Origin of the sequence: Paenibacillus sp. UNC499MF (assembly GCF_900107975.1) — a bacterium.
In the GTDB taxonomy this organism is placed as follows: domain Bacteria; phylum Bacillota; class Bacilli; order Paenibacillales; family NBRC-103111; genus Paenibacillus_F.
In genome coordinates, this window is the sequence record NZ_FNVF01000003.1 from 220,206 (window position 1) to 246,533 (window position 26,328).

At 55.4% G+C, this 26,328-nt stretch carries 19 protein-coding genes and 2 pseudogenes; 5 read left to right on the forward strand and 16 right to left on the reverse strand.

Annotated elements, in window-relative coordinates; all coding sequences use genetic code 11:
* Positions 1-105 precede the first annotated feature (105 nt).
* Positions 106-2,874, forward strand: coding sequence for a discoidin domain-containing protein (locus C4S74_RS09060; RefSeq protein WP_103995015.1), 2,769 nt, complete (start codon positions 106-108; stop codon positions 2,872-2,874).
* Here the strand turns inward: C4S74_RS09060 and C4S74_RS09065 are convergent.
* The 9 genes and pseudogenes from C4S74_RS09065 to glgB all read right to left on the reverse strand — a co-directional run bounded on the left by C4S74_RS09065 (position 2,865) and on the right by glgB (position 13,661).
* Entirely contained in the window at positions 2,865-3,146 is a 282-nt protein-coding gene (locus C4S74_RS09065; protein WP_146065487.1) for a hypothetical protein, read from the reverse strand. The genes C4S74_RS09060 and C4S74_RS09065 overlap by 10 nt on opposite strands.
* Before the next feature lie 183 nt (positions 3,147-3,329).
* Positions 3,330-3,866, reverse strand: a complete 537-nt coding sequence (locus C4S74_RS09070; RefSeq protein WP_146065488.1) for a DUF4362 domain-containing protein — start codon at positions 3,864-3,866, stop codon at positions 3,330-3,332.
* A gap of 18 nt (positions 3,867-3,884) precedes the next feature.
* The gene (locus tag C4S74_RS09075) at positions 3,885-4,502 is read right to left on the reverse strand and encodes an NUDIX hydrolase (protein WP_103995018.1); all 618 of its coding nucleotides are present in this window, start codon (positions 4,500-4,502) and stop codon (positions 3,885-3,887) included.
* A 124-nt stretch (positions 4,503-4,626) separates the two neighbouring features.
* Entirely contained in the window at positions 4,627-5,880 is a 1,254-nt protein-coding gene (locus C4S74_RS09080) for a hypothetical protein (RefSeq protein ID WP_103995019.1), read from the reverse strand.
* A 118-nt stretch (positions 5,881-5,998) separates the two neighbouring features.
* A pseudogene (locus C4S74_RS26960) lies at positions 5,999-7,687 on the reverse strand (alpha-glucosidase); the annotation flags it as partial.
* A 225-nt stretch (positions 7,688-7,912) separates the two neighbouring features.
* Positions 7,913-9,334 (reverse strand): annotated as a pseudogene (gene glgA, locus C4S74_RS26965) (glycogen synthase GlgA); the annotation flags it as partial.
* A gap of 122 nt (positions 9,335-9,456) precedes the next feature.
* Entirely contained in the window at positions 9,457-10,566 is a 1,110-nt protein-coding gene (glgD, locus tag C4S74_RS09090; protein ID WP_103995021.1) for a glucose-1-phosphate adenylyltransferase subunit GlgD, read from the reverse strand.
* A 7-nt stretch (positions 10,567-10,573) separates the two neighbouring features.
* Positions 10,574-11,722 carry a glucose-1-phosphate adenylyltransferase gene (locus C4S74_RS09095; RefSeq protein WP_103995022.1) on the reverse strand — a complete coding sequence of 383 codons (1,149 nt, stop codon included), beginning with the start codon at positions 11,720-11,722 and terminating at the stop codon, positions 10,574-10,576.
* Complete coding sequence (gene glgB, locus C4S74_RS09100) at positions 11,712-13,661, reverse strand: 1,4-alpha-glucan branching protein GlgB (protein ID WP_181024379.1); 1,950 nt, start codon at positions 13,659-13,661, stop codon at positions 11,712-11,714. Before glgB ends, C4S74_RS09095 begins: the two co-directional genes overlap by 11 nt.
* Before the next feature lie 252 nt (positions 13,662-13,913).
* Between glgB and C4S74_RS09105 the strand changes: the two genes are divergently transcribed.
* Together C4S74_RS09105 and C4S74_RS09110 are read left to right on the forward strand one after the other, a co-directional pair.
* The gene (locus C4S74_RS09105; protein ID WP_103995024.1) at positions 13,914-14,780 is read left to right on the forward strand and encodes a class I SAM-dependent methyltransferase; all 867 of its coding nucleotides are present in this window, start codon (positions 13,914-13,916) and stop codon (positions 14,778-14,780) included.
* Positions 14,781-14,783: 3 nt separating this feature from the next.
* Positions 14,784-15,521: an RluA family pseudouridine synthase gene (locus tag C4S74_RS09110; protein ID WP_103995025.1), complete on the forward strand. Its 738-nt coding sequence runs from the start codon at positions 14,784-14,786 to the stop codon at positions 15,519-15,521.
* On the opposite strand, the gene C4S74_RS09115 is transcribed toward C4S74_RS09110, so the two are convergent.
* On the reverse strand, positions 15,486-15,890 hold the full coding sequence (locus tag C4S74_RS09115; protein WP_103995026.1) for a MarR family winged helix-turn-helix transcriptional regulator: 405 nt from the start codon (positions 15,888-15,890) through the stop codon (positions 15,486-15,488). The genes C4S74_RS09110 and C4S74_RS09115 overlap by 36 nt on opposite strands.
* 596 nt (positions 15,891-16,486) lie before the next feature.
* Between C4S74_RS09115 and C4S74_RS26480 the strand changes: the two genes are divergently transcribed.
* A complete protein-coding gene (locus C4S74_RS26480) occupies positions 16,487-16,654 on the forward strand; it encodes a hypothetical protein (protein WP_181024368.1) in 168 nt (55 codons plus the stop codon).
* Positions 16,655-16,672: 18 nt separating this feature from the next.
* On the opposite strand, the gene gyrA is transcribed toward C4S74_RS26480, so the two are convergent.
* From gyrA to C4S74_RS09140, 5 genes are read right to left on the reverse strand one after another with little or no spacing between them, the layout of a single operon-like run.
* Entirely contained in the window at positions 16,673-19,135 is a 2,463-nt protein-coding gene (gyrA, locus tag C4S74_RS09120) for a DNA gyrase subunit A (protein ID WP_103995027.1), read from the reverse strand.
* A gap of 24 nt (positions 19,136-19,159) precedes the next feature.
* Positions 19,160-21,133 carry a DNA topoisomerase IV subunit B gene (gene parE / locus C4S74_RS09125; RefSeq protein ID WP_103995028.1) on the reverse strand — a complete coding sequence of 658 codons (1,974 nt, stop codon included), beginning with the start codon at positions 21,131-21,133 and terminating at the stop codon, positions 19,160-19,162.
* A 48-nt stretch (positions 21,134-21,181) separates the two neighbouring features.
* A complete protein-coding gene (locus C4S74_RS09130) occupies positions 21,182-22,174 on the reverse strand; it encodes an ABC transporter permease (protein WP_009675515.1) in 993 nt (330 codons plus the stop codon).
* On the reverse strand, positions 22,167-23,156 hold the full coding sequence (locus C4S74_RS09135) for an ABC transporter ATP-binding protein (RefSeq protein ID WP_103995029.1): 990 nt from the start codon (positions 23,154-23,156) through the stop codon (positions 22,167-22,169). Before C4S74_RS09135 ends, C4S74_RS09130 begins: the two co-directional genes overlap by 8 nt.
* Positions 23,157-23,170: 14 nt before the next feature.
* Positions 23,171-23,980: a GDSL-type esterase/lipase family protein gene (locus C4S74_RS09140; protein ID WP_103995030.1), complete on the reverse strand. Its 810-nt coding sequence runs from the start codon at positions 23,978-23,980 to the stop codon at positions 23,171-23,173.
* Positions 23,981-24,238: 258 nt separating this feature from the next.
* On the opposite strand from C4S74_RS09140, the gene C4S74_RS09145 reads away from it, so the two are divergent.
* The gene (locus tag C4S74_RS09145) at positions 24,239-24,922 is read left to right on the forward strand and encodes a hypothetical protein (RefSeq protein ID WP_103995031.1); all 684 of its coding nucleotides are present in this window, start codon (positions 24,239-24,241) and stop codon (positions 24,920-24,922) included.
* Between the two features lie 64 nt (positions 24,923-24,986).
* On the opposite strand, the gene C4S74_RS09150 is transcribed toward C4S74_RS09145, so the two are convergent.
* Positions 24,987-26,123, reverse strand: a complete 1,137-nt coding sequence (locus C4S74_RS09150; protein ID WP_103995032.1) for an acyltransferase — start codon at positions 26,121-26,123, stop codon at positions 24,987-24,989.
* Positions 26,124-26,328: the final 205 nt, after the last annotated feature.

Here is a 26,328-nt window from a genome sequence, read left to right on the forward strand (position 1 = left end):
GGCAGCCGGGCAACTCCTTAAAAAAAACCATATTTTTCTAAAGTGCCTCTCTGCTATAGTGAAGGTGCTTTAAATCATTCTTACGAAGGTGAGGTGTTTCGGTACATGAAAGCCGTTTCCGTCAACTCAAAAAGGCTGCTGGCTGTCCTGACCGCCGCTCTCGTGCTGCCCCAGCCACTGCTGACGCTGCAGGCAGCCCAGGCCCGCGAGCAGGGGCAGCAGGCCGTGCAAACCGCTTTGGCCGCAGCCGGGCAGGCAGCAAACCCGGCAGCGTCGGCAAGCTCGGAAGTAAGCGGCCGGGAAGCATCCAAAGCCGTCGACGGGGACGCTGCCACCTACTGGCAGCCCTCAAGCACCGACCGCGAGGATATGAATGTGTGGCTTTCCGTCGATCTCGGCCGGAGTACATCCGTCAACAAAGCCGTGTTTTCGCTTAACCGGGCCGATAACCTGGCCTCGTATGCTATCGAGTATTCTTCCGATGGCCTCTCATGGCATACCGCCTGCTCCCGGAACCAGCCGCCGAGCAAGGATGAGAACGCTTACTTTGAAGAAGTGACGGCACGTTATTTCCGGCTAAATCTGACCCTCGGCAAAAACCTGAATGTGAATGTGTTCGACTTTCAGCTTATGAAGGATGTGAATAGTGAAAATCCCGTGCCCAGCGACCTGAAACGTATCTATTTCGCAAACGACGTCGGCCAGGAAGTTCCGATTAACGGAGAACTGACCCTTCAGAAAGACGCCGTAAAAACGTTAAACGTGAAAGGCGTCACCTCTTCCGGCAGCATCGTGCCCCTGCCCGGAACGGCGGTCAGCTGGATTTCCGCCGCCAAAAGCATCGAAATCAGTCCGGACGGAACGGTCAAAGCGCTCAAAACCGGCGCTGCGATGGTCAATGCCGAAGTCACCGTAAACGGCGTGAAAATCAAATCCCCCGACTTCTGGATTGTCGTGGAAGATCCGGCCGAATTCGAGGGAGAAGCGTTCATCGCCGGAACGAGCCTGTCCCATCCCACGCTCCGCACTGAAATCGGCCAGCCCGCGATTCTCTCAGCCGGCGAAGCCCTCCCCGCCATCGGGGTCCGGGCCAACACGGCCCTGACGCTGAGCGGGGAAGTGCGACTGAACGGCAGTCCCGCTGCGGGCATCACGCTCCCGGTTACCGCTTTCGGCAAAGGCCAGCGGCAAACGGTGCCGTTAACCGGACAAAGCGCAGTCCCCGGCCTATACGAGATCCGGCTGACGTTCTCGTCGCCCGGCAGACCGGATTACCACGACACCTTCTCGTTCACGGTGCCGGACGAGACGAAAGCGGCCGGGACGCAGAGCAGCATCGCCTTTCTGGGCGAGAGCGGAAAGATGACGTACGTCCCGGATTTCAAAGGCAACCGGATTCTCGATTTTTCCGGCAGCGGCTATAAAGGCGGCGGGGTCCCGATCCCGAACGTTCAGGCCAAGGCAGTTGTCTCACCCGGAGAGGGCGACGATACCCGCCGCATTCAGGACGCGATAGACGCGGTATCGCAAATGCCGCCCGGACCCGACGGCTTTCGGGGCGCCGTTTTGCTGACGAAAGGCAGGTTCGAAGTGTCCGGTACGCTGAAAATTACCGCCGGCGGAGTCGTCCTGCGCGGAGAAGGCCGGGATGCGGGCGGCACGGTCCTACTCGGAACAGGCGCCACGGCCCGCAATCTCGTCGAAATCGGCGGCACATCCGGCGTTGTGACGGATAATGCTTCCAAAACGGCGGTAACCGACCTGTACGTTCCGTCCGGCGCGGTTTCTTTTCACGTGGCGGATGCAAGCGCCTATAAAGCCGGAGACAAGGTCGTCGTCCGCCGGATCGGCAGCGCCCGGTTTATCCATGAGATCGGGATGGATCATATTTATATGCGGCCCGGGCAGGGAGGTACGCAGCAGTGGGGCGCGTTCAACCTCGATTTCGACCGGACGGTCACCAAGGTGGAAGGCAGCCGGATCACCCTCGATGTGCCTCTGGCCAATTCCATCGATCTGAAATGGGGCGGCGGCGAGCTGTACAAATACAGCGATGCGGGGCGGATCGAGCAGGTCGGCGTGGAAAATATGCGCGTCGATTCCGAATTCGACAAGAGCATTATCGATACCGTCATGGATAACGGAAAAACGGACCCGTACTATGCCGACGAGAACCATGCGGAACGGTTCGTCGTTTTTAACAGCGTGAAGAACGGGTGGCTGCGTGAAGTGACCACAACCCATCTCTCCTACGCCACGGCTCTCGTCGGCCGCCAGGCGAAATGGATCACTGTTCAGGACACGACCACGCTGGACATGGTCAGCATTATCACGGGAGGCCGCCGGTACGCCATCCATTTCCAGGGCCAGCAGAGCCTCGCCCAGCGCAATCACGTCGAGACGTCCCGCCACGCTTTCGTTGTAGACAGCCGGGTGCAGGGACCGAACGTCTTCCTGGACGGAACCACGGACAAAAATTTCAACACAAGCGAGCCGCACCACAAATGGTCGGTAGGCGGCTTGTACGACAATATCCAGGCGCCGATCTCGATACGCGACCGGGCATGGCTCGGAAGCGGCCACGGCTGGTCAGGCGCGAACTACGTGACGTGGAACACGGAAGGCGCGCTTACTTCGCAGCAGCCTCCGACCGCGCAGAACTACGCCATCGGCCACGTCGGAACCGTGGTGCCCGGACTCGTGCCGAGCACCTACGATCCCAGACCGCGCAGCGAAGCGTTCTGGGAGTCCACCGGCGCTCACGTGACGCCGGTCAGCTTGTACAAGCAGCAGCTTCTGGAGAGAAAAGGCCCGGACGCGCTGCAGTTTATTTCCCGGCTTCCGCTGCCGTCCGGTTCGCTGAATCAGCCGTAACGCAGCGCGCCGGATTCTCTCCGGAAGTGGGCGTGCGCCAGGCTGCCGAGCGCCGTCAGCGGGCAGCCGAACAAGCCCTTCTGCCGGGCATTGGTCGGGCGGCAGGCCAAGCGTGGCAGCGGAACCGGCGGCCGTGCGGCTGAGTACCGGCGCCGCTTCCCGGTCCGGACGGCAGGTGGGCGGCGCAGTGCCATATACCCTCCGGCAGCCGCCGGGACACCCCTGCGCACACTAAAAAGCAGCCGTACCGCTACGGCTGCTTTTTCACGCATACCAAACATCATCGGTCTGGCGTTCCCTTTATAAAACCTGCCTGCCCGCCATAACCGGCATCACTGCGCAATCGGCGTCCGGCTCTTCCGCACCGCGTGAAGCTCCCAACGCGCGGTGCTCGGCGTCACATGACGGTGGTCAACCACGTGCCCTCTCCAGCGTGATCCGTAAAAGCTTTTCCCCTAGCGCTCACTGTTCTTTTCGATATCCAGAATCGGCAGCTTGTCACCCTGCCCGCCACCGCACTCGCTAAGCTGGATCCCATAACGCTCGGTGGTTTCGATTTTTTCAATGGAGGCGCACTTGTACGTTTGCTGCTGTTTGGGCGAGCTGTGCGCATCTCTGGTATTGTCTACTGTCCACGCAATCTGTGTCCCGTCCGTATGCACATCATGTATCCACGGGCCGCTGTCAATCGTCGGTGAAATCACCATCAGATAATCTCCCTGAGCCCGGTTGAACCGGTCTACGAGTTCGTCCAGCCTTTTCAAATCCCGCTGATCGAGATTCACAAGAATGTCGGCGTTCGCTTGAACCACTGAAGGCTGGAACCAGTGGGTTTTGACCACGGCATAAGGCATAAATCCCGCAAGGAATGCCACCCCCATTAAGACGATCGCAAGCTTTTTGTTCATGGGTTTGCTCTCTCCTCCACTCCGTTTCTCGAACCGGTCAAGTCTGCTCCCGCCCTGATGCCGTCCGCCGGTTTGGCGTTTCACGATCTTTCCGCATATCCCCTAATCCAGCAAAACCGGTCTGCCGGGATTCTCGGCCATTTCGAACATGGTAAGCAGCTGGGCCTCCGTGTTTCTCTCCGCCGACAGTTCGGGCAGCTCCTCTTTTCCGAAAAAAGCCGCCTCGCTCGTTTCGAGCCCTCCTTGCATCTCACCCCCGGTAACGGTGCATAGCACAAAAAATTTGTACACGTGATACGGGGATTCCGGATGATCGTGAAATTTTTTATCGAATACGGCCAGCAGCCTGTCCGCTTTCACTTCCAGTCCCGCCTCCTCTTTGACTTCCTTCACCGCCACTTCCGAAGGCGACAGCCCGATGTCCGCCCAGCCTCCCGGCAGCGACCAGGCCCCGTCCAGCTTCTCCCGCACAAGCACAAGCTTGCCCTCCCGGAAAACGACCGCGCGGATGTCCACCTTGGGGGTAGCGTACCCTGTTTCGTTAGCAAAAAGATCCCGGATTTTTTCCCGATGAAGGTCCGTATACTCGCTCATAATCTCCACACTCAATTCCCGCAGCATTTCATACCGCTCCAGGTCGTACACGTCTTTGCTGTAGGCAAGCCCGATTTGCGAAATCGCCTGGATCTGCTTGGCCCATTCCAGCCATTTGGCGCTCATGCTTTTGTCCTCCCCGCTTCGTTCCTCTCATAAAAAAAGACGAGCACCGGTGATGAGGTGTCGTCTCGCAAGTATATCCATTTTAGCATGGAGCTGTGCAAATAAAAACAAGCCCGTCTTTCGCTTACTCCGTAACCGCTGAATTCATTTCCGTTTCGGCAGGCTGCTTGGCGGGTTCCTCAGCATCGTTCTCCGGAATCCACCAGTCGTCCCAGGTGCCGTGAACATGATACCAGGTCATTCCTTCGGGAGACAGCCACTTTTCAAAAGCTTTCACAGTCTGCGGGACAAAGTAGCCCTTCGTATTGTGAATACGGCTCCAGTCGGGATACTTGTACGTTGTCGTGCGGGACGTGAGCGGAACCTCTTCGTCCGTCGGAATAATACCGGCAGGCCGCACTTTCAGCGCCAGCCCGGGATTGACCCATACCGCACCGGATTCCGTCCGGATATGCACCCATTCCAGCTCCCCGTCCTTCCACGTTTCAAAAGCGTCATAGCTGCCCGGCGCGACTTCCGCATAATTTTCGTCGTCGTAATAAGTCGGCTTCTCGAATCCTTTGCCGCCGGTCGGCAGTTCCACTTTACCCGTCGTTTCCTGAACCCCGGCCAGCTCGCCCTCGGGTAAAATCCAGCGTTCCCCTTCCGGAAGGGAAACTTTATACCACGTCGGGCTGCCGTCACCGATCGTAGGCGGAAGCTCCCACACGGCCGTTACCGGATATCTTCCGGATTTGAGCGTTCCGGTTTTGGCTGAACCCGTGTAAGGCAGTTCGAAGCTTTCCGTATCCTTAAAAAGATCGACGGTAGTCGAGACCGCTTTTTCCCGGATGGCCTCCTTATAGAAGCTGTTGTAGATCCACTTCTCTCCCAGCCAGGTCCGGATGCGGTAAAATTTTGCCGTCCGGGGAGGTCCGAAATCCGCTTCGTCCCATTCAATCGTTCCCGTTACCGTTACCTGCTGCGGGGATATGACCGTTCCGCCGGCCGTTTCTTGCAGCGGCTCGTCGTACAGCTCCTGTTTATCCACGAGAGTGATCGTCGCGCTCTCGGGCCTGTACGTACCGGGAACGAGCGTTTCGGGATCGGCCTTGATCCATTTCTCTCCCTGCCACGTTTCGATGAGGTATCCCTTATCTTCCGTATGATCCTCCATACTCCAACCGCTGTCTCTCTTCGTAATATGAACGGTTTGAAAAGGAGCCAGGCTTCCCGCAGGCTTCGTGAACGTTTCATCGTCGTAGATTGCCGTCTCCCGGATCAGCGTCACGTCCCAAGGAACGTTTACGATCATCGCGTTCGTCCGTGCGGGAGCCAGTATGGAAGCGGAACTTGCGAGCAGCAGGAAAGCCGTGCCAGACATGAGCCATTTTTTCAACGGGTTTCCTCCTTCGTCAACGGATAGTTAGTTGGGGTTAAAAAGCACCTGAAACCGCCGGGGTCTCAGATGCTTTCAACAGGATGCGCAGCGTATTCGATCCGGAGCGGGCCGCGCCCTATATGGCCTTCAGCAGATAGACCCTCGCCTCATAAGGACGAAGCTGAAGCTCCGCGTCCAAACCGCTCGTCTCGCTTCCTTCCCCAACGGGGTAATTGGCGATCAGCAGCTGACCGCCGCCTCCGGCCAGAAGCGGGTAAGGGCTCGCGAACGAAGCCGTTTCTCCGGTAAAGTTGAGCATAACAAACAGCCTGTCGCTGCCGAGCGTGCGCGTATACGCGTAAATACGCTCGTCATCCTCGGCCACGATTTCGTAGCTGCCGTACACGATGACCGGGTGGATTTTGCGGAGCGCGATCAGCTTCCTGTAATAATGAAAAATAGAGTCCGCATCGGCCAAAGCCGCTTCCGCGTTAATCTCCGTATAGTTCGGATTGACGTGAAGCCAAGGCGTTCCGGTCGTAAAGCCGGCGTGCTCTTCCGCATTCCACTGCATGGGAGTCCGTGCGTTATCCCGCCCTTTGATGCGGATCGCGTTCATAACCTCTTCGTGGCTGCCTCCGCCTTCGGTGACGCGCTCCCGGTACATGTTCAGCGTCTCGACATCCCGGCAGTCCTCGATCCCTTTGAACGGCACGTTCGTCATGCCAAGCTCTTCGCCCTGATAAATGTATGGCGTTCCTTCCAGCGTATGAAGGAAAGTCGCCAGCATTTTGGCCGATTCCACGCGGTATTCGCGGTCATTGCCGAACCGGGACACCATTCTCGGCTGGTCATGGTTGTTCAGGTACAGGCTGTTCCACGCGCGTCCGTGCAGGCCCGTCTGCCAGCGGCCGATCGTCGCTTTCAGATCCTTCAGCTTCCAGGCGCAAGGGTCCCATTTGCCGCCCCAGCCGCTGTCCAGCTCCATATGCTCGAACTGGAACACCATGTGCAGCTCGGTGCCGTCCGCATTCGCGTAACGGGCCGCGTCATCGGGGGTTACACCCGGTGTTTCTCCGACCGTCATGATATCGTAACGGGACAGCACCTTCTCGTTCATTTCCCGCAAAAATTCATGAACCTTCGGGCCGTTCATAAAGTAATCCCCGCCCCAGGCATACCTGTCTCCGCCGGCGCTGGGAAGCCCTTCCGCCTTGGAAATCATATTGATGACGTCCATGCGGAATCCGTCGATTCCCTTATCGAGCCACCACGTCATCATGTCGTAGACTTCCTCGCGTACCTTCGGGTTCTCCCAGTTTAAATCCGGCTGCTTGCGGCTGAACAAATGAAGGTAATACTCCCCGGTCTGCTCGTCATACTCCCAAGCCGGACCGCTGAAGATGCTCGTCCAGTTGTTCGGCTCGCGGCCGTCACGGCCGGGCCTCCAAATGTAATAATCCCGGTACGGATTGTCCTTGGAGGAGCGCGATTCGAGGAACCAGGCATGCTCGTCCGACGAGTGGTTCACGACGAGATCCATAATGAGCTTCATGCCGCGGCCGTGCACTTCCGCGAGCAGCTTTTCCCAGTCGGCCATCGTTCCGAAGTCGTCCATGATCTCGCGGTAATCGCTGATGTCGTAGCCGTTATCGTCATTGGGCGATTGATAGACCGGAGACAGCCAGATCACGTCGACGCCGAGTTCTTTCAAGTAATCCAGCTTCGAAATTATACCGGGGATGTCTCCGATTCCGTCCCCGTTGCTGTCTTTAAAGCTGCGGGGGTAAATTTGGTAGACGACGCTCTCTTTCCACCAGGCTCTGCCTCCGGGGCCCCCGCCGTCGTCTTCGCCCGCCTCGCTTGCGGCTGCGGCTTTCGGCCGTGCGGGAGTCCGTCCGCTTGCGGCCGGAGCCGTTTCCCTCAGCTGGGCCGCATGAGCCGCGGCGACCCGGAGCTGAGCCTCCTGGTCACTGCGCCGCCGCTCCTCTTCCTGCCAGGCTCTCTGACGCTCTTTCGCCTTGTCCGCCGCTTCGCGGATCAGCTCCTGGTAGAGCGACTTGTACTGCAGAGCCGATTTTTTCCAGCTGAAATCGGTTTTCTTGATATTCGCCATCAGGTTGCGCCAGGCATCCTGGTCATGAAGATAGAAATCTACCGCTCGTCTGACCGTATGCAGCATATCGTGCGCGTTGTACGAGCTGAAGCTGAAGCCCGTGCCTTCGCCGGTAAACTCGTTGTAGGGCTCTACCGTATCCTTCAAGCCGCCCGTCTCGCGGACGATCGGCACTGTCCGGTAGCGCATCGCGATAAGCTGGCCGATTCCGCAGGGCTCGAAAAGCGAAGGCATCAGGAAGAGATCCGAGCCCGCGTATACCTGACGGGCCAATCCGTCGTCGAAGGCGATGTAGGCCGCCAGCTTGTCGGGATGCCGGGCCGCCGCTTCGCGAAAGAGCTGCTCGTATTCGTGATCCCCCGTCCCCACGATGACCCATTGGGCATCCAGGGACAGCAGCTCCGGCAGCACGTGGCGGATCAGATCGATGCCCTTCTGCTGCACCAGCCGGGTCACCAGCGAAATAACCGGCACGTCGTCGCGGACCGGCAGCCCCAGCCGCTGCTGAAGATGCGTTTTGTTCAGCCGCTTTTTGGACAAGGAGTCCCGGTACGTGACAGCGAGATGGGAATCCGTCATCGGATTAAAAAGATCGTAGTCGATACCGTTGACGATACCCACTGTCGCATCGCTCCGGTAGCGGAGCAGGCTGTCCATATGCTCACCGAAAAACGGCGTGCGGATTTCCTCCGCATATGTGGGACTAACCGCAGTAATGCGGTCGGAATACAGCAGTCCGCCTTTCAGGAAGCTGCCGCCGTCGTACATTTCCAGCTGCTCGCCGCTGAAATAACCGGCGTTCAGACCGAACAGATCCATCATCGTCTCTTTGGAAAACAGTCCTTGATAGCGCAGGTTGTGTATCGTAATGACCGTTTTGATATCTTCATAGAACGGATAGTAAGGACTGTACTGCGTTTTCAGCAGGACCGGAATCATTCCGGCCTGCCAGTCGTGGCAGTGAATCACATCGGGCTTGAAGCCGAGATGCGGAAGCGAGTCGATTACGGCCCGGCAGTAAAACGCGAATCGTTCGGCGTCATCGCCGTATCCGTAATGCCCGCTTCTGCGGAAATAAAACTCGTTGTCCACGAAATAAAACGTGACGCCTTCGTGTTCCAGGGTTTGTATGCCGCAGTACTGCGAGCGCCAGCCCAAGTTCACGCTGAACGTGACGAGGTTCGCCGTCTCCATCTTGTCTTTGAATACTTGGGGAATCTCGTCATACTTGGGCAGAATGACCCGGACATCCGCTCCGTTGCGTTTAAGTTCCTTTGGCAGGGACCCGATTACGTCACCCAGTCCGCCCGTCTTGGCGAAAGGCGCCGCTTCCGAAGCCGCAAACAAAATGTTCATGCACGTCTCCACTCCCGTCTTCTGAATTTCTTCTGAGTTTTTATTGAGTTTCTATTGGCAAAAAGCCAAACCGGAACCGCATGGCGGCGTCCGGTTACGGCTTTTGATTGTCGGAATCCGTTTTAGATGACCTTCATTTTAGCCGCGATGAACGGCGCTCTCATATCCCCGGTCAATACGCGTCCCCGGCTGATGAATACGTCTTTGTCAAGAATGGCGTTCTCGATCACGACATTTTCTTCTATGGAGCAGTTCTGCAGGATAATGCTGTTTTTGACGACCGCACCCTTGCTGATTTTTACCCCCCGGGACAAAATGCTGTTATCGACCTTGCCTTCAATAACGCAGCCGTTGGCGATCAGGGAGTTGCGTACGTTCGCGTTCGCCTCGTAACGGGCCGGCGGTTCGTCTTTTACCTTCGTGTAAATGAGATCTCTGCGGAAGAACAGCTCCCGCAGCACGGCCGGGTCAAGCAGCTCCATACTGTGCCGGTAATAACCCTGGATCGAATTCACGATCCCGAGATAGCCGTCATGGCGGTAGCCGACCACGTTCAGTTTGTCGACGTTCTTCATGATCCCGTCCCGGACCAGATGGTCGTAACCCTGTGCCAGGCACGTCTCCACCATATCGAGAAGCAGCGACTTGCTCATGATATACATTTCCATGGACACATTGTCCGTACGCAGACGTCCGGTCTGATCTTCTATGACCGTCACTCTGCCGTCCGGACGTATCGCAAGGCGGCGGTAGCTTCCCGAGTATTCTTCTTCCGCTTCTTTATAAATGACGGTAACATCCGCTCTCATATCTTCATGGTAGCGGACCGCGTCTTCGTAATTAATGTTGCAGACCATATGGCTGCGTCCGATGATGACCAGCTCTTCCCGGCCCCGGTAGAAATAATCGCGGTGGGAGTAGAACTGGAACAGATCTCCCCGCGACATGCCCGCCGGATCGTCCTGGACGGACGGCAGCACGAACAGGCCGCCTCTCTTGCGGTCGAGGTCCCATTCCTTGCCGGATCCCAGATGGTCCATCAGGGAACGGTATTTGTGCTGGGTAAAAACAGCCACGTTGCCGATCGAGGAATTCACCATGTTGGATAAAACAAAATCGATCAGCCGGTACCGGCCTCCGAACGGAACCGAAGCGGCACAGCGGTGAAGCGTAAGCTCTTCCAGATCGTCCGGCTCGTTCACCAGATTGATAACGCCCATTACATGCTTCATGCTACCCTCATCCTTTCGATTCCGTAGTCGCCCGTATGTGTTCTCCAGCGCCGATCAGCACGATTTCTTCCCCGTCTCCTACGGCCGCCCCGTCCTCCACGATCGTATTTTCCCCGATAATCGCTTTGCGGATGGTGACATTGTTGCCGATTCTCGCTCCTGGCATGATGACGGAGTCCCGGATCACGCTGCCTTCGCCGATATGGACGCCATAGAACAGGACGGAGTGGTCCACATCCCCGAACACGGAGCACCCTTCGTTCACGAGTGAACGGCGAACTTGGGCCCCGCCCGAAATAAACTGGGCAGGCTGGTAAGGCGTGACGGAATAGATGCGCCACGATTTATCGTTCAGGTTCAGCTGGGTCGGATCGTCCAGCAGATCCATGTTCGCTTCCCACAAGCTCTGTATGGTGCCGACATCCTTCCAGTAGCCCTGGAACGGGTAAGCCACAAGGTTCGCCCCTTCTTCAAGCATCGCCGGGATGATGTCCTTGCCGAAATCTTTGCTGGAATCCGGATTCTCGTTATCCTGAATCAAATATTTTTTCAGCGCTTTCCAGCTGAACATATACACGCCCATGGAAGCGAGGTTGCTTTTGGGTTCTTTCGGTTTTTCCGCGAACTCCGTAATTTCGCTGTCTTCATTTACGCTCAGAAGACCGAAACGCGACGCCTCTTCCCACTTGACCTCAATCACCGCGATCGTGGCGTCGGCGCCTTTCGTTTTGTGATACGTGAGCAGCCGGTCATAATCCATTTTATAAATATGATCGCCCGAGATGATCAGCACGTACTCCGGCTCATAGCGGTCGATATACCCCATATTGCGGTAAATCGCGTTCGCCGTCCCCTGGTACCAGTCTCCGCCGCCCTGCTCCATAAAAGGAGGCAGCACCGTTACGCCGCCGTTTTTACGATCCAGGTCCCAAGCCCCGCCTATGCCGATATAAGAGTTGAGCACGAGCGGCTGGTACTGGGTAAGCACCCCCACCGTGTCGATACCCGAGTTGGTGCAGTTGCTCAGCGTGAAATCGATAATGCGGTACTTTCCGCCGAAATGAACGGCCGGTTTCGCCAGCTGCTGGGTGAGCACCCCAAGTCGTTTGCCCTCTCCTCCGGCAAGCAGCATGGCAATACATTCTTTACTTCGCATCTTTCGATTTCCCCTTTCGTCGCGGAGTTCGTTCGACTTGCGATCGTTTCAGATAAACTGCGGCAAGCGGCGGTACGCGAAGCGATAAGCTGTAGTCAAAACCGTGCATCGGAACCGGCTCGGCCGCAAGCGGTTCGCCGTTGGACTGGCCCGATCCGCCGTACGCTTCGTCGTCGCTGTTGAAAATTTCCGCATACGTCCCCGGTTCGGGAACGCCGATCCGGTAATCCGGATGGACGACCGGCGTGAAGTTGCACACGACGATAAGATCGTCCTTGGGCTTCTTGCCTTTGCGGATAAAGGCGACGACGCTTTGGCTGGAATCGTCGGGCGAAATCCAGCGGAATCCGTCGTGGCCGTGATCGTTCTGCCATAAGGCAGGCTGCTCCAGGTAGAAACGGTTCAAGGCCCGGACGTAGGTCTGCATTTTACCGTGCAGCTCATAGTCCAGTAAAAACCAGTCCAAATCCTCCAGGTCCTTCCATTCGTCAAATTGGGCGAATTCGCCTCCCATGAACAGAAGCTTTTTTCCCGGATGACCGGACATATAACCGTAAAGCACGCGGGTGTTGGCGAACTTCTGCCAGTAATCCCCCGGCATTTTATGCAGAATGGACCGCTTGCCATGCACAACTTCGTCATGCGAAAGCGGCAGCACGAAATTTTCGTTAAACGCGTACATAAACGAGAATGTGATGAGATTATGATGATGTTTCCGGTGTATCGGGTCCATTTTCATATATTTCAGCATGTCGTTCATCCAGCCCATGTTCCACTTGTAATTAAAGCCCAGCCCGCCCGCATCGACAGGCGCCGTGACTTGAGGCCAATCGGTGGAATCCTCGGCCATCATTAGGGCATTGGGATAAGAGCCGAAGACGACGGTGTTTAATTTTTTCAAAAATTGGATGGCGGACGGATTTTCGTCCCCTCCGTGTTCGTTCGTTACCCACATGGACTGCGGTTTGCCGAAATTCAGATACAGCATGCTTGCTACCGCATCGACCCGGATGCCGTCAATGTGATATTTGTCCATCCAGAACATCGCGTTGGAAATAAGGAAGCTGTGAACCTCCGGCTTGTCAAAATCAAAGGCCAGCGTCCCCCATTCCGGTTTTTCGGCCAGATTGGGCTCGTCCGGCTCATACAGCGGCTGTCCGTCAAACTGGCGAAGACCGTGGGCATCTTTGCAGAAATGGCCCGGCACCCAGTCCATGATGACGCCGATACCGGCCTGATGGCACCGGTCCACAAAATACATAAAGTCCTTCGGCTCGCCGAATCGGCTCGTTACCGAAAAATAGCCCGTTGCCTGGTAGCCCCACGAACGGTCGAAAGGATGCTCCGCAAGCGGAAGCAGCTCGATATGGGTATATCCCATCTCGGCGGCATAGCCGACAAGGTCGTCCGCAAGCTCGCGGTAGGAGAACAGCTCATCCTCTTCGCGGCTTTTCTTCTTCCACGTACCGAGATGAACCTCGTAAATGTTTAACGGCTGGTCGTATGCCGGTTTGCGGGCGCGCTGACGCCGCCAGTTCTGGTCGCCCCACTTGTATCCGTCCAAGTTATAAAAGCGGGAAGCGGTGCCCGGGCGCAGCTCCGAATAGACGGCATAAGGATCGGCCTTCAGAATGATCCTGCCGTCCGGTGTGTGGATTTCATATTTGTACAGGGAGCCTTCCGCCAGACCGGGTACCGCAAGCGTCCAGATGCCGCCAGACTCCGGCACGGTCTCCATACGGTGGTTTTCACCGTTCCATTCGTTAAAATCGCCGACGACGCGCACTTCACGGGCATGAGGCGCCCAAACGGTAAAGCGTACGGCCGTTGTCTTACCCCTTTTCTCTGCGTGTGCCCCGAATAGGCGATAACTGTGATAATACGTTCCTTCATGGAACAAGTAGATGTCTTCGGAGCCGGGGATCTGTTTACCCGCCATATGCTTCAACCCATCCCCCTCTTGTATAGTCATCTTTTTGTACCCGATTCGGCACTTTGTGAAACGAAAAGGCGCTTTATCGGGCACACTCCTTATATTGGCTTCCATCAAGGGATGTTGTACAATAGATGCTTAGAAGAAAACGGTGTTAAAAACCGCAAGTTATACCGGTATCCGCCCGCGGACGGATAGCGTTTTTTTGAATGAGGAACCGCTGTACATTTTGACGCGAGGAAAGAAGGAAATGAACCGATGTATGTAGCTAATCGCTGGAACGACTATGAACTCCTGGACACCGGCGGAGGAGAAAAACTCGAACGCTGGGGTTCTTATGTATTGCGGCGTCCCGACCCGCAAATTATTTGGCCGCTCGCGGCCGAAACGGCAAGCTGGAAACAGGCCGAAGGACATTACCGGCGCAGCTCTTCCGGAGGCGGCAACTGGGACTTCCGCCAGACCCTGCCGGAGCGCTGGACGATCTCGTATGACAACAAACTGCGGTTTCATATCAAACCGACCGGCTTCAAACATACGGGCCTCTTCCCCGAGCAGGCCGCCAACTGGGACTGGATGATGGACAAGATAAGTAAAGCCGGCCGTCCCGTTAAGGTATTGAATCTGTTCGCCTATACGGGCGGAGCTACCGTCGCCTGTGCTTATGCGGGCGCCTCGGTCGTCCACGTCGACGCTTCGAAAGGCGTTGTGCAGTGGGCGAAAGAAAACGTCGAGCTGTCCGGCCTCGCCGACCGCCACGTCCGTTTCATTACGGACGACGTTTTCAAATTCGTCCAGCGCGAGCAGCGCCGCGGCAACAAATACGACGCCATCATCATGGATCCTCCGTCCTACGGACGCGGACCCAACGGGGAAACCTGGAAGCTGGAGAACGATTTGTATCCGTTTATCGAGACGTGCATGACGATCTTGTCGGACAACCCGCTGTTCCTGCTCGTCAATTCCTACACGACCGGCATCTCTTCCACGGTGCTGAAAAACATCCTGACCATGGCGATGCACAAGCGCTACGGCGGAACAATCACCGCAGGCGAGATCGGACTTCCGATCACCGCGAGCGAGCTGACATTGCCGTGCGGAATTCTCGGCCGCTGGGAGGCGTAAGCCATGGCGGGACCGAAGCATGCGGCGGACGGGGCGGCGATTCCCGTCCTCTACGAAGACAACCACGTGCTCGTCGTGGAGAAGCCCGTCAATATGCCGACGCAGGAGGACAGCTCGCGCGACCCCGATCTCCTGAGCGTGCTCAAAGAAGACTTGAAGCGCCGGCATCATAAGCCGGGCAACGTCTTCCTCGGGCTCGTGCACCGGCTGGACCGTCCCGTCGGCGGCGTCATGGTGTTCGCCAAAACGTCCAAGGCGGCTTCCCGCCTCTCGGACAGCGTGCGGACACGGACGTTCGACAAGACGTACGCGGCCGTTGTGCGCGGCAGACCCAAGGAGCCGCAGGGCTCTTTGCGGCACTGGCTGCTTAAGGATACGCGGACTAACACCGTATCCGTGGTCAAGCCCGGCAAGGACGGCGCCAAAGAGGCGCTCCTTGACTACCGGGTGCTCGGCAGCGCCGAAGGGCTCAGCCTCGTCCTGGTGAAGCTGCACACGGGCAGGCCGCATCAGATCCGCGTGCAGCTTGCGGCCATCGGCTGCCCTCTGTACGGGGATCAGCGGTACGGCGCGGGAGAGAACGAACCGGGGCAGCAGCTTGCCCTCTGGTCGGCCCGGCTGTCCTTCCCGCACCCGACGCAGCAGGAGACGCTGACCTTCCGGTCAACTCCGCCGGAGCGTCACCCCTGGTTCTTGTGGCAGGAGCTAGTTCGCAACCTTCCCGAGCAGGTAAACGAGTAGCTGCTGGTTGTGGGAGGAAATGCGGCTAAGATACGCATCCAGCACTTCCTCACGGATTTGCAGTCCGCGCTCCCGCTCGGATTTTCCTTTGTCCGTCGCGTCGACCCATACGACGCGGCGGTCTTTTTCATCCCGGCTCCGGCTGATTAGGCCCGCCCGCTCCATCCGGTCCAGGAGAGTCGTCACGGCCGCCGGTGTCGTAGCCAAATATTCAATAAAATCGGAAGGCTTCATCGTGCCGTTCGCCGCAAGCAGCTCAAGCACGTGAAGCTGTCCTTCCGTAATCGTCGGTGCAAGCTGGTCTTCCATATTGGATTTGAGCTCCTTGGAAAGCTTCGTCCACAGTTTCGCAAATTCTACCGAATACAATTGCAATCACTCCTCCGATTCAAGGCTCATCCACTCTTCTATCCAAGTATATCACGTGTCCAATGGCGAAATATAGGTTAATGCCGTTAATACTTTAAGACAATAAGCCGGGCGTTTCGCGCCTTTTCGCTAAGTTACGGGCTCCGCGGACGGAAAAGTTGTCCGAATTGCGAGAACGGGCGTCTGCGTCTTTAGGCTCGTTTTTCAGCTTCGTTCTGGCTTCGTTTTTAGATTCGTTTTAAATTAGCGTCTCTCTCCGGCCGTTTTGAACATGTTAGCCTCCTTTCTCTTCTCATTCTTCTGCATGCACTCTTCAGTCAGAATTCTTCTGTCAGAATTCTTCTGTCAACATTCTTCTGCATTCATTCTTCTGCACGAATTGTTCTGTAAGCATTCTTCTGTAAGCATTCTTCTGTAAGCATTCTTCTGTAAGCATTCTTCTGTAAGCATTCTTATGTGAGCATTGCCCTTCTTCTGCAAGCCTTGCACTCTTCTGCACGCGTCTCTTTCCTGTTCGCCGAAACGCGGACCCGTCCCGCACATTTCTGGGCGGATGCACATACACTGTAAGGAAACGGCAGAAGGAGGGATCGCCCGTGCACATAAAAAAAAGCGCGCTGGGACAGCGCGCACTTGATCTTGGCTTATTGAAGGACCCGGGCTGGCTGGATCGTCTGGACGAACAAGTGCCCTTGTGGGTCGTACTGGAAATCGCTTTTCAGCTCATGGAAACGATGGATCCGCCTACCACGAGCTATGATTGAAGTCTAATCTGATATGTCTCACGCGTTCGGCGGACGTTTATCCAGGCTTGCGTTCTTGACAAGGGCGGTAATGCTGTCGCCTTTGGAAACCGGCACAACCTGTTTTCCTATCGATTTACGGTCATCAAGCGGGGCCTGGTTGGTTTTGAACACTGTTTTGTCTCCGCTGCCGTTCCAGGCAGTAATATCGTAGTCCTGTTTGAAATAGAACATGCCGACCAGCTCGCTGCCGTTGGATTTCACGCGCTTGCCTTCTTTGAATTCGAAGGTGCCGATCCCTTTGCCTCCGCGTCCCTGCAGTGGGTAATCCACCAGCAGCGTACGTTTGGCATAGCCGAGATCGGAGATCACGAGCACCTCACCCTCGTCTCCGTATACCCAATCCGCGGCAACCACTTCATCGCCTTCGCGCAGCTGAAGCCCGCGGACTCCCGCCGCGGCGCGCCCCATCGGATTGACTTCTTCCTCGCGGAAACGGATGCTCATTCCCTGCTTCGTCGCCAGCATGATATCCTTCGTACCGTCGCTAAGCTGGACATGCAGGATCTCGTCTCCCGCTCCTACCTTGCAGGCGACAATCCCGCTGGAACGGTTCGTGTAATATTCCTTAAGATCGGTCCGTTTAACCTGCCCTTTGCGGGTAATGAAGACGAGCGATTTGCCTTCTTCGTTAAAGTCCTTGACGGGGATCATGTCCACGATCCGGTCGTCTTTCGCTATCGGAATAATGTTTACGATGGCGGTGCCGTTATCTTTCCATTTGTACTCCGGAATGAGATGAACGGGAAGAAGGAAATACTGGCCCTTGTTAGTGAAAATGAGCAGGCTTTCGATCGTATTGACTTCCTTCAGATGACGGAGATAATCGCCTTCCTTAAGTCCCGTGTTGTCGACCGCGCCTCCGGATCTCGTATAAGAAAGCATACTTGTCCGTTTGATATACCCTTCGTTAGACAGCGTGACGAGAACATCCTCCGGCGTCACCATCACTTCCAGGTTTACCTTGATTTCCTCTACCTCGTTCTGGATATCCGACCGGCGCTCAATGCCATACTTGGTCCGGATTTCAGTCATTTCGTCCTTGATGACGCCAAGGAGCTTCTTCATGCTTCCCAGAATTCCGCGCAGGTGATTAATCGTCTTCTGCACGTCCTTCAGCTCTTTTTCCAGCGAAGTGATTTCCAGGTTGGTCAGTCTGTACAGCTGGAGAACCAGAATCGCATCCGCCTGGCGCTCTGTGAAACCGAACAGGTTGACGAGGTTTTTCTGTGCATCAAGGCGGTTTTTGGATGCTTTGATGGCTGCGATAACTTCGTCCAGAATGTTCAAAGCCTTGACGAGCCCCTCCAGAACATGCGCGCGGTCTTCCGCTCTCTCAAGATCGTACTGGGAACGGAACGTGACGACTTCCTTCTGGTGCTCGATGTAGGCCGAGAGCATGTCCTTCAGCCCGAGCTGCCTCGGCGTTTTGTTCACGATGGCCACCATATTGAAATTATAGGTAACCTGGAGATCGGTTTTTTTCAGCAGATAAGCCAGAATTCCCTGGGCGTCGGCTTCCTTCTTCAGCTCCACGACGATACGCATGCCGTCTCTTCCGCTTTCGTCGCGGACTTCGGCGATGCCTTCGACCTTTTTCTCCAGACGGATATTTTCAATGGCGGTGACCAGTCTCGACTTTACGACCTGGTACGGAATTTCCGTCACGACAATTTGCTGCCGGCCCGCTTTGAGATCCTGAATCTCCGTCTTGGAGCGGACATAGATGCGGCCTTTGCCCGTATTGTACGCGTCCCGGATGCCTTCCTCGCCCATGATGATGCCCCCCGTCGGAAAATCGGGGCCTTTCATATGACGCATCAGCTCTTCAATGCCTATTTCGGGCGAATCGATCAGCGCGATACACGCATCAACCACCTCACGCAGGTTATGCGGGGGAATCTCGGTCGCAAATCCCGATGAAATCCCGCTTACGCCGTTGACGAGCAGATTCGGATACCGGGAAGGAAGAACGACGGGTTCTTTGGTCGTATTATCGAAATTATCTTTGAAAAGCACAGTCCGCTTCTCGATATCGCGAAGCAGTTCCATCGCAATGGGCGATAGCCTTGCTTCGGTATACCGCATAGCGGCGGCCGGATCGTCATCGATCGAGCCCCAGTTGCCGTGGCCGTCAACGAGCACGTGGCCCATTTTCCAAGGCTGCGCCATGCGTACCATACCCTCGTAAATAGGGCTGTCGCCGTGAGGATGATAGTTACCCATAACATCCCCGACCGTCTTCGCCGATTTCCGGTACGGTTTGTCCGGCGTATTCCCGGAATCGTACATGGCATACAGAATCCGCCGCTGCACGGGCTTGAGTCCGTCACGGACATCGGGAATAGCCCGGTCTTGAATAATATATTTAGAGTAGCGGCCGAACCGGTCCCCTACTACTTCTTCCAGAAACGCGGGTAAAAACTGTTCCAAACTGCTCAACTCGGTTCACCTCTAGACGTTCAGTCACTCTTCGGATTCGGTAAAGTCTACATTTTCGATAATCCATCGTTTGCGCGGATCGACCTTGTCGCCCATCAGCGTCGATACCCGTCGCTCCGCCTTGGCCGCGTCCTCAATCTGCACCTGCAGCAAAGTGCGGCTTCCCGGGTCCATCGTCGTTTCCCACAGCTGGTTCGGGTTCATTTCGCCCAGTCCTTTGTAGCGCTGGAGTTCGATGCCTTTGCCCAGCTCCTTATGGAGCGCCTGCAGCTGTTCTTCGGTCCAGGCGTAGTGGACCGCACTGTTTTTGCCTGATTTCTTGGTCACTTTAAAAAGCGGCGGCTGCGCGATATACACTTTGCCGTTATCGATCAACGGTTTCATGTACCGGTAGAAGAACGTCAGCAGCAGCACCTGGATATGGGCGCCGTCCGTGTCGGCATCGGTCATGATAATGATTTTGCCGTAATTGCTCTCCTCGATGGCAAATTCGGAGCCGACTCCCGCACCGATAGTCGCAATGATCGCCCTGTATTCATCGTTCTTGAGAATATCGGCGAGCTTCGCTTTCTCGGGGTTGAGCGGCTTCCCTTTCAGGGGCAGAATCGCCTGATGCTTGGAATCGCGGCCCTGCTTGGCTGAGCCGCCCGCGGAATCGCCTTCCACGATGAAAAGCTCGTTGCGCGCGTAGTCTTTCGATTGCGCCGGCGTCAGCTTGCCTCCGAGATTGGAGCTTTCGCTGCGGCCTTTCTTGCCGCTGCGCACTTCCTCGCGCGCTTTGCGGGCCGCTTCACGGGCTTTGGCCGACTGGATCGCTTTTTTCAGCATACTTTGGGCGATTTGCGGGTTTTCCTCCAGGAATACGGCCATTTTCTCCGATACGATAGCGTCTACGGCACTTCTCGCCGATGCGCTGCCGAGCTGGTCTTTCGTCTGGCCGACGAACTCCACCTCGCCCATCTTGATGTTGATTACCGCCATCATGCCTTCACGCAGGTCGGTTCCGTCGAGGTTTTTTTCTTTTTCCTTCAAAATGGCGGTTTTACGGGCATATTCGTTCATCGCCCTGGTGTAGGCGATTTTAAACCCGGTTTCATGGGTGCCGCCGCCGCGTGTCGGAATCGAGTTCACGAACGAAGCTATCGTTTCCGTGTAGCCGTCGTTGTATTGGAGCGCCACTTCCACCTCGATATCGTCCTTCTCGGCCGCAAAGTGGATCACGTCGTGCATGACCGATTTGCCTTCGTTGAGGAACTTAACGAATTCGCTCGCTCCGCCGTCGTACTTGAACGTTTCGGCCTGATCCGTGCGCTCGTCTTTCAAAATGACCTCCAGCCCGGAGTTCAGAAAAGCGATTTCTTGAAGCCGTTCGGCGAGGGTGTCGTAGCTGATCGCAATGCCGTTCTGGAACACACGGCGGTCCGGCTTAAAGGTAACACGCGTACCTGTTTTGTTCGTGGTCCCCGTTACCTCAAGCCCGGTTCTCGGTTCCCCTACATGCTCTACGCCTTTCTCGTCGACCCAATATTCGAAACGCTGTTTATGTATCTTGCCGTCTCGAAAGATCGTGACTTCCAGCCACTCCGACAAAGCGTTCGTCACCGATGCGCCGACGCCGTGAAGACCGCCGGACTTCTTATACCCGCCGCCGCCGAATTTTCCTCCGGCATGAAGAATCGTAAATACAACCTGCGGCGTCGGTATGCCGGTCTTGTGCATGCCGGTCGGGATGCCCCGGCCGTTATCCTGTACGGTGACGGATCCGTCTTTATGAAGCGTCACCTCAATTTTGGAACCATGCTTCGCGAGGTGTTCATCGACCGCGTTATCGACGATTTCCCAAACCAGATGATGCAGGCCCGAAGTACTTGTGCTGCCGATGTACATGCCCGGCCTTTTACGGACGGCCGTCAGCCCCTCCAGTACCTGAATCGCATCGGCATCGTACTCCGCCGGCTGGTTCGGTTGATTCGTCATCATCTCTAGCTGCTCGGTCATCGAAGCGCCTCCTTCTTTCCTTTTTCCATTCCCGAACGGGTTCATACGTTAATTTAAAATATCTTTACGGGTAAATACCCCAAACGAAACGAAAAGTGAGATCACAGCCCAGACCGACAGAACGGCCAGCGAAAACCCGAGGCTCATGCCTTTAATCGGAGGCAGCGCGCCCGTCATGTAATCGGTCAGCTTTAGATTCACCATAAACAAATATTTGGCCGCTTCCCAAGAGGATACCATATTGGTCAGGATCGTGCCCGAAATAAGCACGGCCAGCATAATCCCCATTCCGGCCGCCGTCGAACGGATGAGCACGGACAGCATCAGGGAAAGGATGGCGACCACGATGCCGACAAACCAGACAAGCCCGGTTTCCATCAGCAGGTACTTCCACTGGTCGATGGCGTGGACTCCGCTGAGATCCACATCGCCTCCGCTCGTTTTGAAGCCGACAAACACCGGCATGTTCCATCCCCCGTATCCGAAAACGAGTCCGGATATGAGATAACTGAGCGCGGCGGTCGACAAAACGACGAGTGAAACGAACAGGATCAGCGTGATCAACTTGCTCATTAGGATTTTCCATCGCTTTACGGGTCTTGTCAATAACAATTTGATAGTGCCGCCCGAATGTTCGGATGAAATGATATCCGCCGCGATGACCATAATGATGAGCGGAATGAACAGCGAGATGGAGTTGTTCAGAAACTCCCGGGTGAAAGTGACGCCGTTGGGAGATTGCGGATTAATATCATGATCCAGATAATACTGGGATATTTTTATTTGTGCCCGCCTGAACTCTTTCCATTCCTCGGGAACGCGGGCGGAGCTGAGACTCCGCTGGTAATCCACGATTTTCTGACGCTCCGAAGCTCTCCAATCCGTCGTACCGAATTGCTTGATTGTATTCTGGGAGACGCGCATCTGTGCATAAGTAAACATGGGAATGAGAGCGAGCAGGATCAGAATGACCACAAGAAAACGCCGTTTTTTAACCATTTTGATACTTTCATTCTGGACTAACGCCGCCAAGTTACCCAATTTTCTCACCCTCCGTCAGACTCAGGAACAGATCCTCCAGTGTCGGATGTTTCATTTCGATAGCATAGATCCGGATTCCTGCGTCGACCAGACCGCGGTTTATTTCCGGAATCCGCTCCTCGCTCAACTGTGTGACTATCGTTCCCGCCCTTGCTCCGGCGTAGAGCGATGATAATACCGCAGGCTCGTCTTCCTCATCGGCCAGCTCTTCGCGCCGCCCCAGTATCGTAACTCCCTGCTGCCTGCCCAGCCAAGCTTCCGCTTCGTCAGCCGGGTCGACGGACCAGAGGACCGTACTGCCGGACTGCACGATCAGCTCGTCCACTTCCCCTACCGCAATCACCCGGCCTTTGCTGATAATGGCGACGCGGTCGCAGAGCTGCTGGATTTCGCTGAGCAGGTGGCTCGATACGAACAAGCTGAGCCCGCCTTTGGCCAGCTTGCGGATAAAGATCCGCATCTCCTTGATGCCCTGCGGATCCAGACCGTTGGTAGGCTCGTCCAGAATAAGAAGCTTGGGCCGGGCCAGAAGAGCCTGGGCGATCCCGAGGCGCTGGCGCATGCCGAGCGAATACGTTTTTACCTTGTCGTGGATGCGTGCATCCATGCCTACGAGGTCGACGACTTCCCTGATCCTCTCTTCGCCCGTATCGGGAAGCATACGCGCAAAGTGCTCCAGGTTCTCCCACCCGGTCAAATAGCCGTAAAGTTCAGGGTTCTCCACGATACAGCCGACATGCCGCATCGCTTCGTTATGCTGCTTCTGGACATCGAAGCCGCAGATTGTCACGGTTCCCGAAGAAGGCTTAATGAGATCCACGAGCATCCGGATCGTCGTCGTTTTGCCGGAGCCGTTTGGTCCCAGAAATCCGAAAATTTCGCCGCCGTACACATCGAAAGAAATGCCTTTGATAATTTCCTTGCCGCGGATGCTTTTATGGACATCCCTCACGGACAGCACCGGTTCCCGGTCTTCAGCCATAGATACTCCCCCCGTCATTTCAAAATTTGCGCCATCCGGCTTGCTATCCGTTCGTACCCGTCCTGATTCGGATGAAAATGATCCGTAAACAAATATTTATTCAAATTTTGTTCGAACAAATCGTAAGTGGGCACAAATATGGCATTCGGAAATTTGTTCGTCAGCGCGAAAGCCCCGTCGTTAAATTTCTGGACGATCAGGGAACCGGCTTTCTTCGGATCGAGATCGAGAAAAGGATGATACAGCCCCACGTACATAACCTTCGCATCCGGATTCGCCTTGTTGATGTTCGTCAAAATTTTATCGAGATTAGCAAGAGCCGGCTCAACGCGCTTGGCTGCCGCTTCGGGATTGAACCCCTGGTCATTGTTCGTGAAAATGTCGCTGCCGCTCTGGAAAATATCGTTGCCGCCAATCGTAAGCAAAATAAGATCCGCCTGCTTCAGCGCATCTGTCGTCTTCTTGCCGTCCCATTCCTTAAGCAGCGCATCGGTCGTAGCGCCGGGAATAGCCAGATTATTCAGCACATAAACGGGCTTGCCTGCCTGTTCCTCCAGCTTTTCCCGGAATCGTCCCACATATCCTTTGCCCGTACCGTCTCCGGTGCCTGCCGTAAGCGAATCACCCAGGGATACGAGCTGAATTTTATTTTTCCGGTCCAGTTCGTTCACGGCCGGTGTTTCTTTCGGAGCCGCCGTCATCTGCTCCCCGCCCGAGGCCGGAGACAGGACATCCTTGACCGCATAACCGAATCCCCCGGCAAACAGCAATGTGGAAATCAGGCCGGTCGTTCCGACAACAAACCATAATGTTCGCGATTTCATAGGTATAGAGGCCCCCTCGACTTGTCCGTTCGTTCCTACTTAAAAGAGTATCCGTTCGTCCGTCTATTTGCAAATGGGATGCGGATAAGACAAAGCTTGATGCTGACATGATTTCTTCATTATAGAACACACGTTCCCTGATTTCAAAGAATATTTGAACGCCTCTGAATTCTTCCTGGAATCTGATTGGAAAATATGGTAATTTGATAAAGATTTATTTTTCGCTTTTTATCTCTGAGAGCAAAGGAAGAACCCATTATGCGTCCCGTAAAAGTAAAGAAGCGTTTGGCGGGCTTGTTCATGCTGGCTTTGCTGGCGGGCGGCTGCTCCGCTCCGGCGGTTACGCCTCCGTCCGGAAGCCCCTCTCCTCTCCCTTCCGCCGTAGGACCGGAACAATTGATTGTGGAGCCGGCCGATCTGTTCGCGGGGGACGCGGACAAATTCAGCCCTTTCCTCGGCAGCCACGCGGGCAGTGTACGGGTGCGCTACGAAGGCCGCAAAAAACAGCTGAACATTTCCTACAAGGTGTGGGAAAACGGGAAAGCATCCGAATCCGCAATCTCTCAGATTTCGCTGCCTATGGGGGGCGGTGACGCGAATCCGCAAAAGGATTACAACGCAGAGTTCATCGTTTCGGTTCATGAGGTTAGAGACGAGAAAGACGAGAACATCCTGCAATCCTATGCCGTGATGTACAGCCTTAAGGACTCGGCAGGCTCATCGTCTTCAGGCTTTAACGTTCCCGTCAACCGAGAGCACTTTACCCAATCCCACTTATTGAAGCTCCGGGAGAAAATTGCGATTCCGGATTCCACCCCGACTGCCGTCTGGGGTTTCGCGGCATCGAACGCCAATGCCGTCACGGTTACTTCCGGAAAATCGCCGGAAGAAGAAGCCGCAAAAGCCCCCTACGCTTTTGTGATGTACCTCACCCTGGAGTAAACATGGCTCGCCCGCGCATAAAGAAAATCACGTCCGCTTGGACGTGATTTTCTTTGCCGGAGCCTCAACCGTTCATCGGAACGTTTCCAGGTGAAACTGGCTTGCCTTTGCCGGGCTTCAAGGCGCGGGCGGCTTTGCGGTAAATAACGGCGGCAGCGAGCGAGCCGAGCAGGGCGCTCAGGAAGCCCAGCAGCACATACAGATCGTAAGCCGCCATACCGCCCGGGGCCGGAATTTTCAGCTTAAAAGCCGTTAAAATCAGCGGGTGCATCAAATAAATGCCGAACGAAAAGGAACCGAGCGGCAGCACCCATTTGGCGGCGCCCGGCAGTTTGTCCAGCAGCCACTTGCCCGCTCCGAGCAGCACCACCGAAACGGAAGTCGCGTAGAACAGCATAGCGATCACATACCAGGTGTTCTCGAACATCCGGCTGTCGTACCGGTTAAGCAGGAACATCTCCACGTACGTTCCGCCGGACACCAACATAACGAGCAGGGCCCACGACACGATACTTTTCATTTTTTGACGGAAAAAATCATAATACAGGCCTATAAATCCGCCCGTCAGGAAGAAACTGAAGTAGGTCGGCGCCAGCGAAGGGTAATGATCGATACTCTCTACCCAGTGGCTGTAAGAATAAAAACCGAGCTGGATCAAAATGCCGAGCGGAACCATGGAAACGCGGAACCATTTATACTTGGCGAGAAACATCAGCACCGGGAAAATTACATAAAACTGCAAAATAATAATCATAAAATACAGATGATACCCCGTATCCGCCCACTGGATGTCCCCCAGAAACTCTTTCGCGTCCAGTTCCACGGGCTGCCCGGATATCCAAGGGTTGTATATATAATAAAAAAGAGACCAGATCAGATAAGGGACGACAACGCTCCATAACCGGCGTTTGTAAAATTGGACGGCCGTCTTTACGTTCCAGCTTCCCGAATACCGGTAGAACAGGACAAGCCCGCTAATCAGAATGAAGACAGGCACCGCAAATTGGCAGGCCCGGTTGAGAGTGAACATAATGATCTGGGACAAACTTCCCTCGTCCGGTACGACCTGGCCCTCCCACGGATACACAGCCGCTTCGGTTGTCGAGTGGATAAGTACGACGGCCATAATGGCAACAGCACGCACGATGTCCATTTCAAAAATTTTCTGTTTGCTTGTTTTTACAGTAGTCTGGCTGTTCAAACAAATCCTCCTTCACTCATGTTCCATCCAATTAATTACCCTATCACGACTTGCCCCTTCCTGTCGAGAGAGAACCGTTAACATTATGCCCTTAAGCGGTTTTATCTCGAATCGTCCACCAGTTTAGTGCCGTAAACAAAAAGAACTCCCGAAGGAGTTCTAGTGATTCATTTTCGATTCATTATCATTTCATCTTTATTCATGC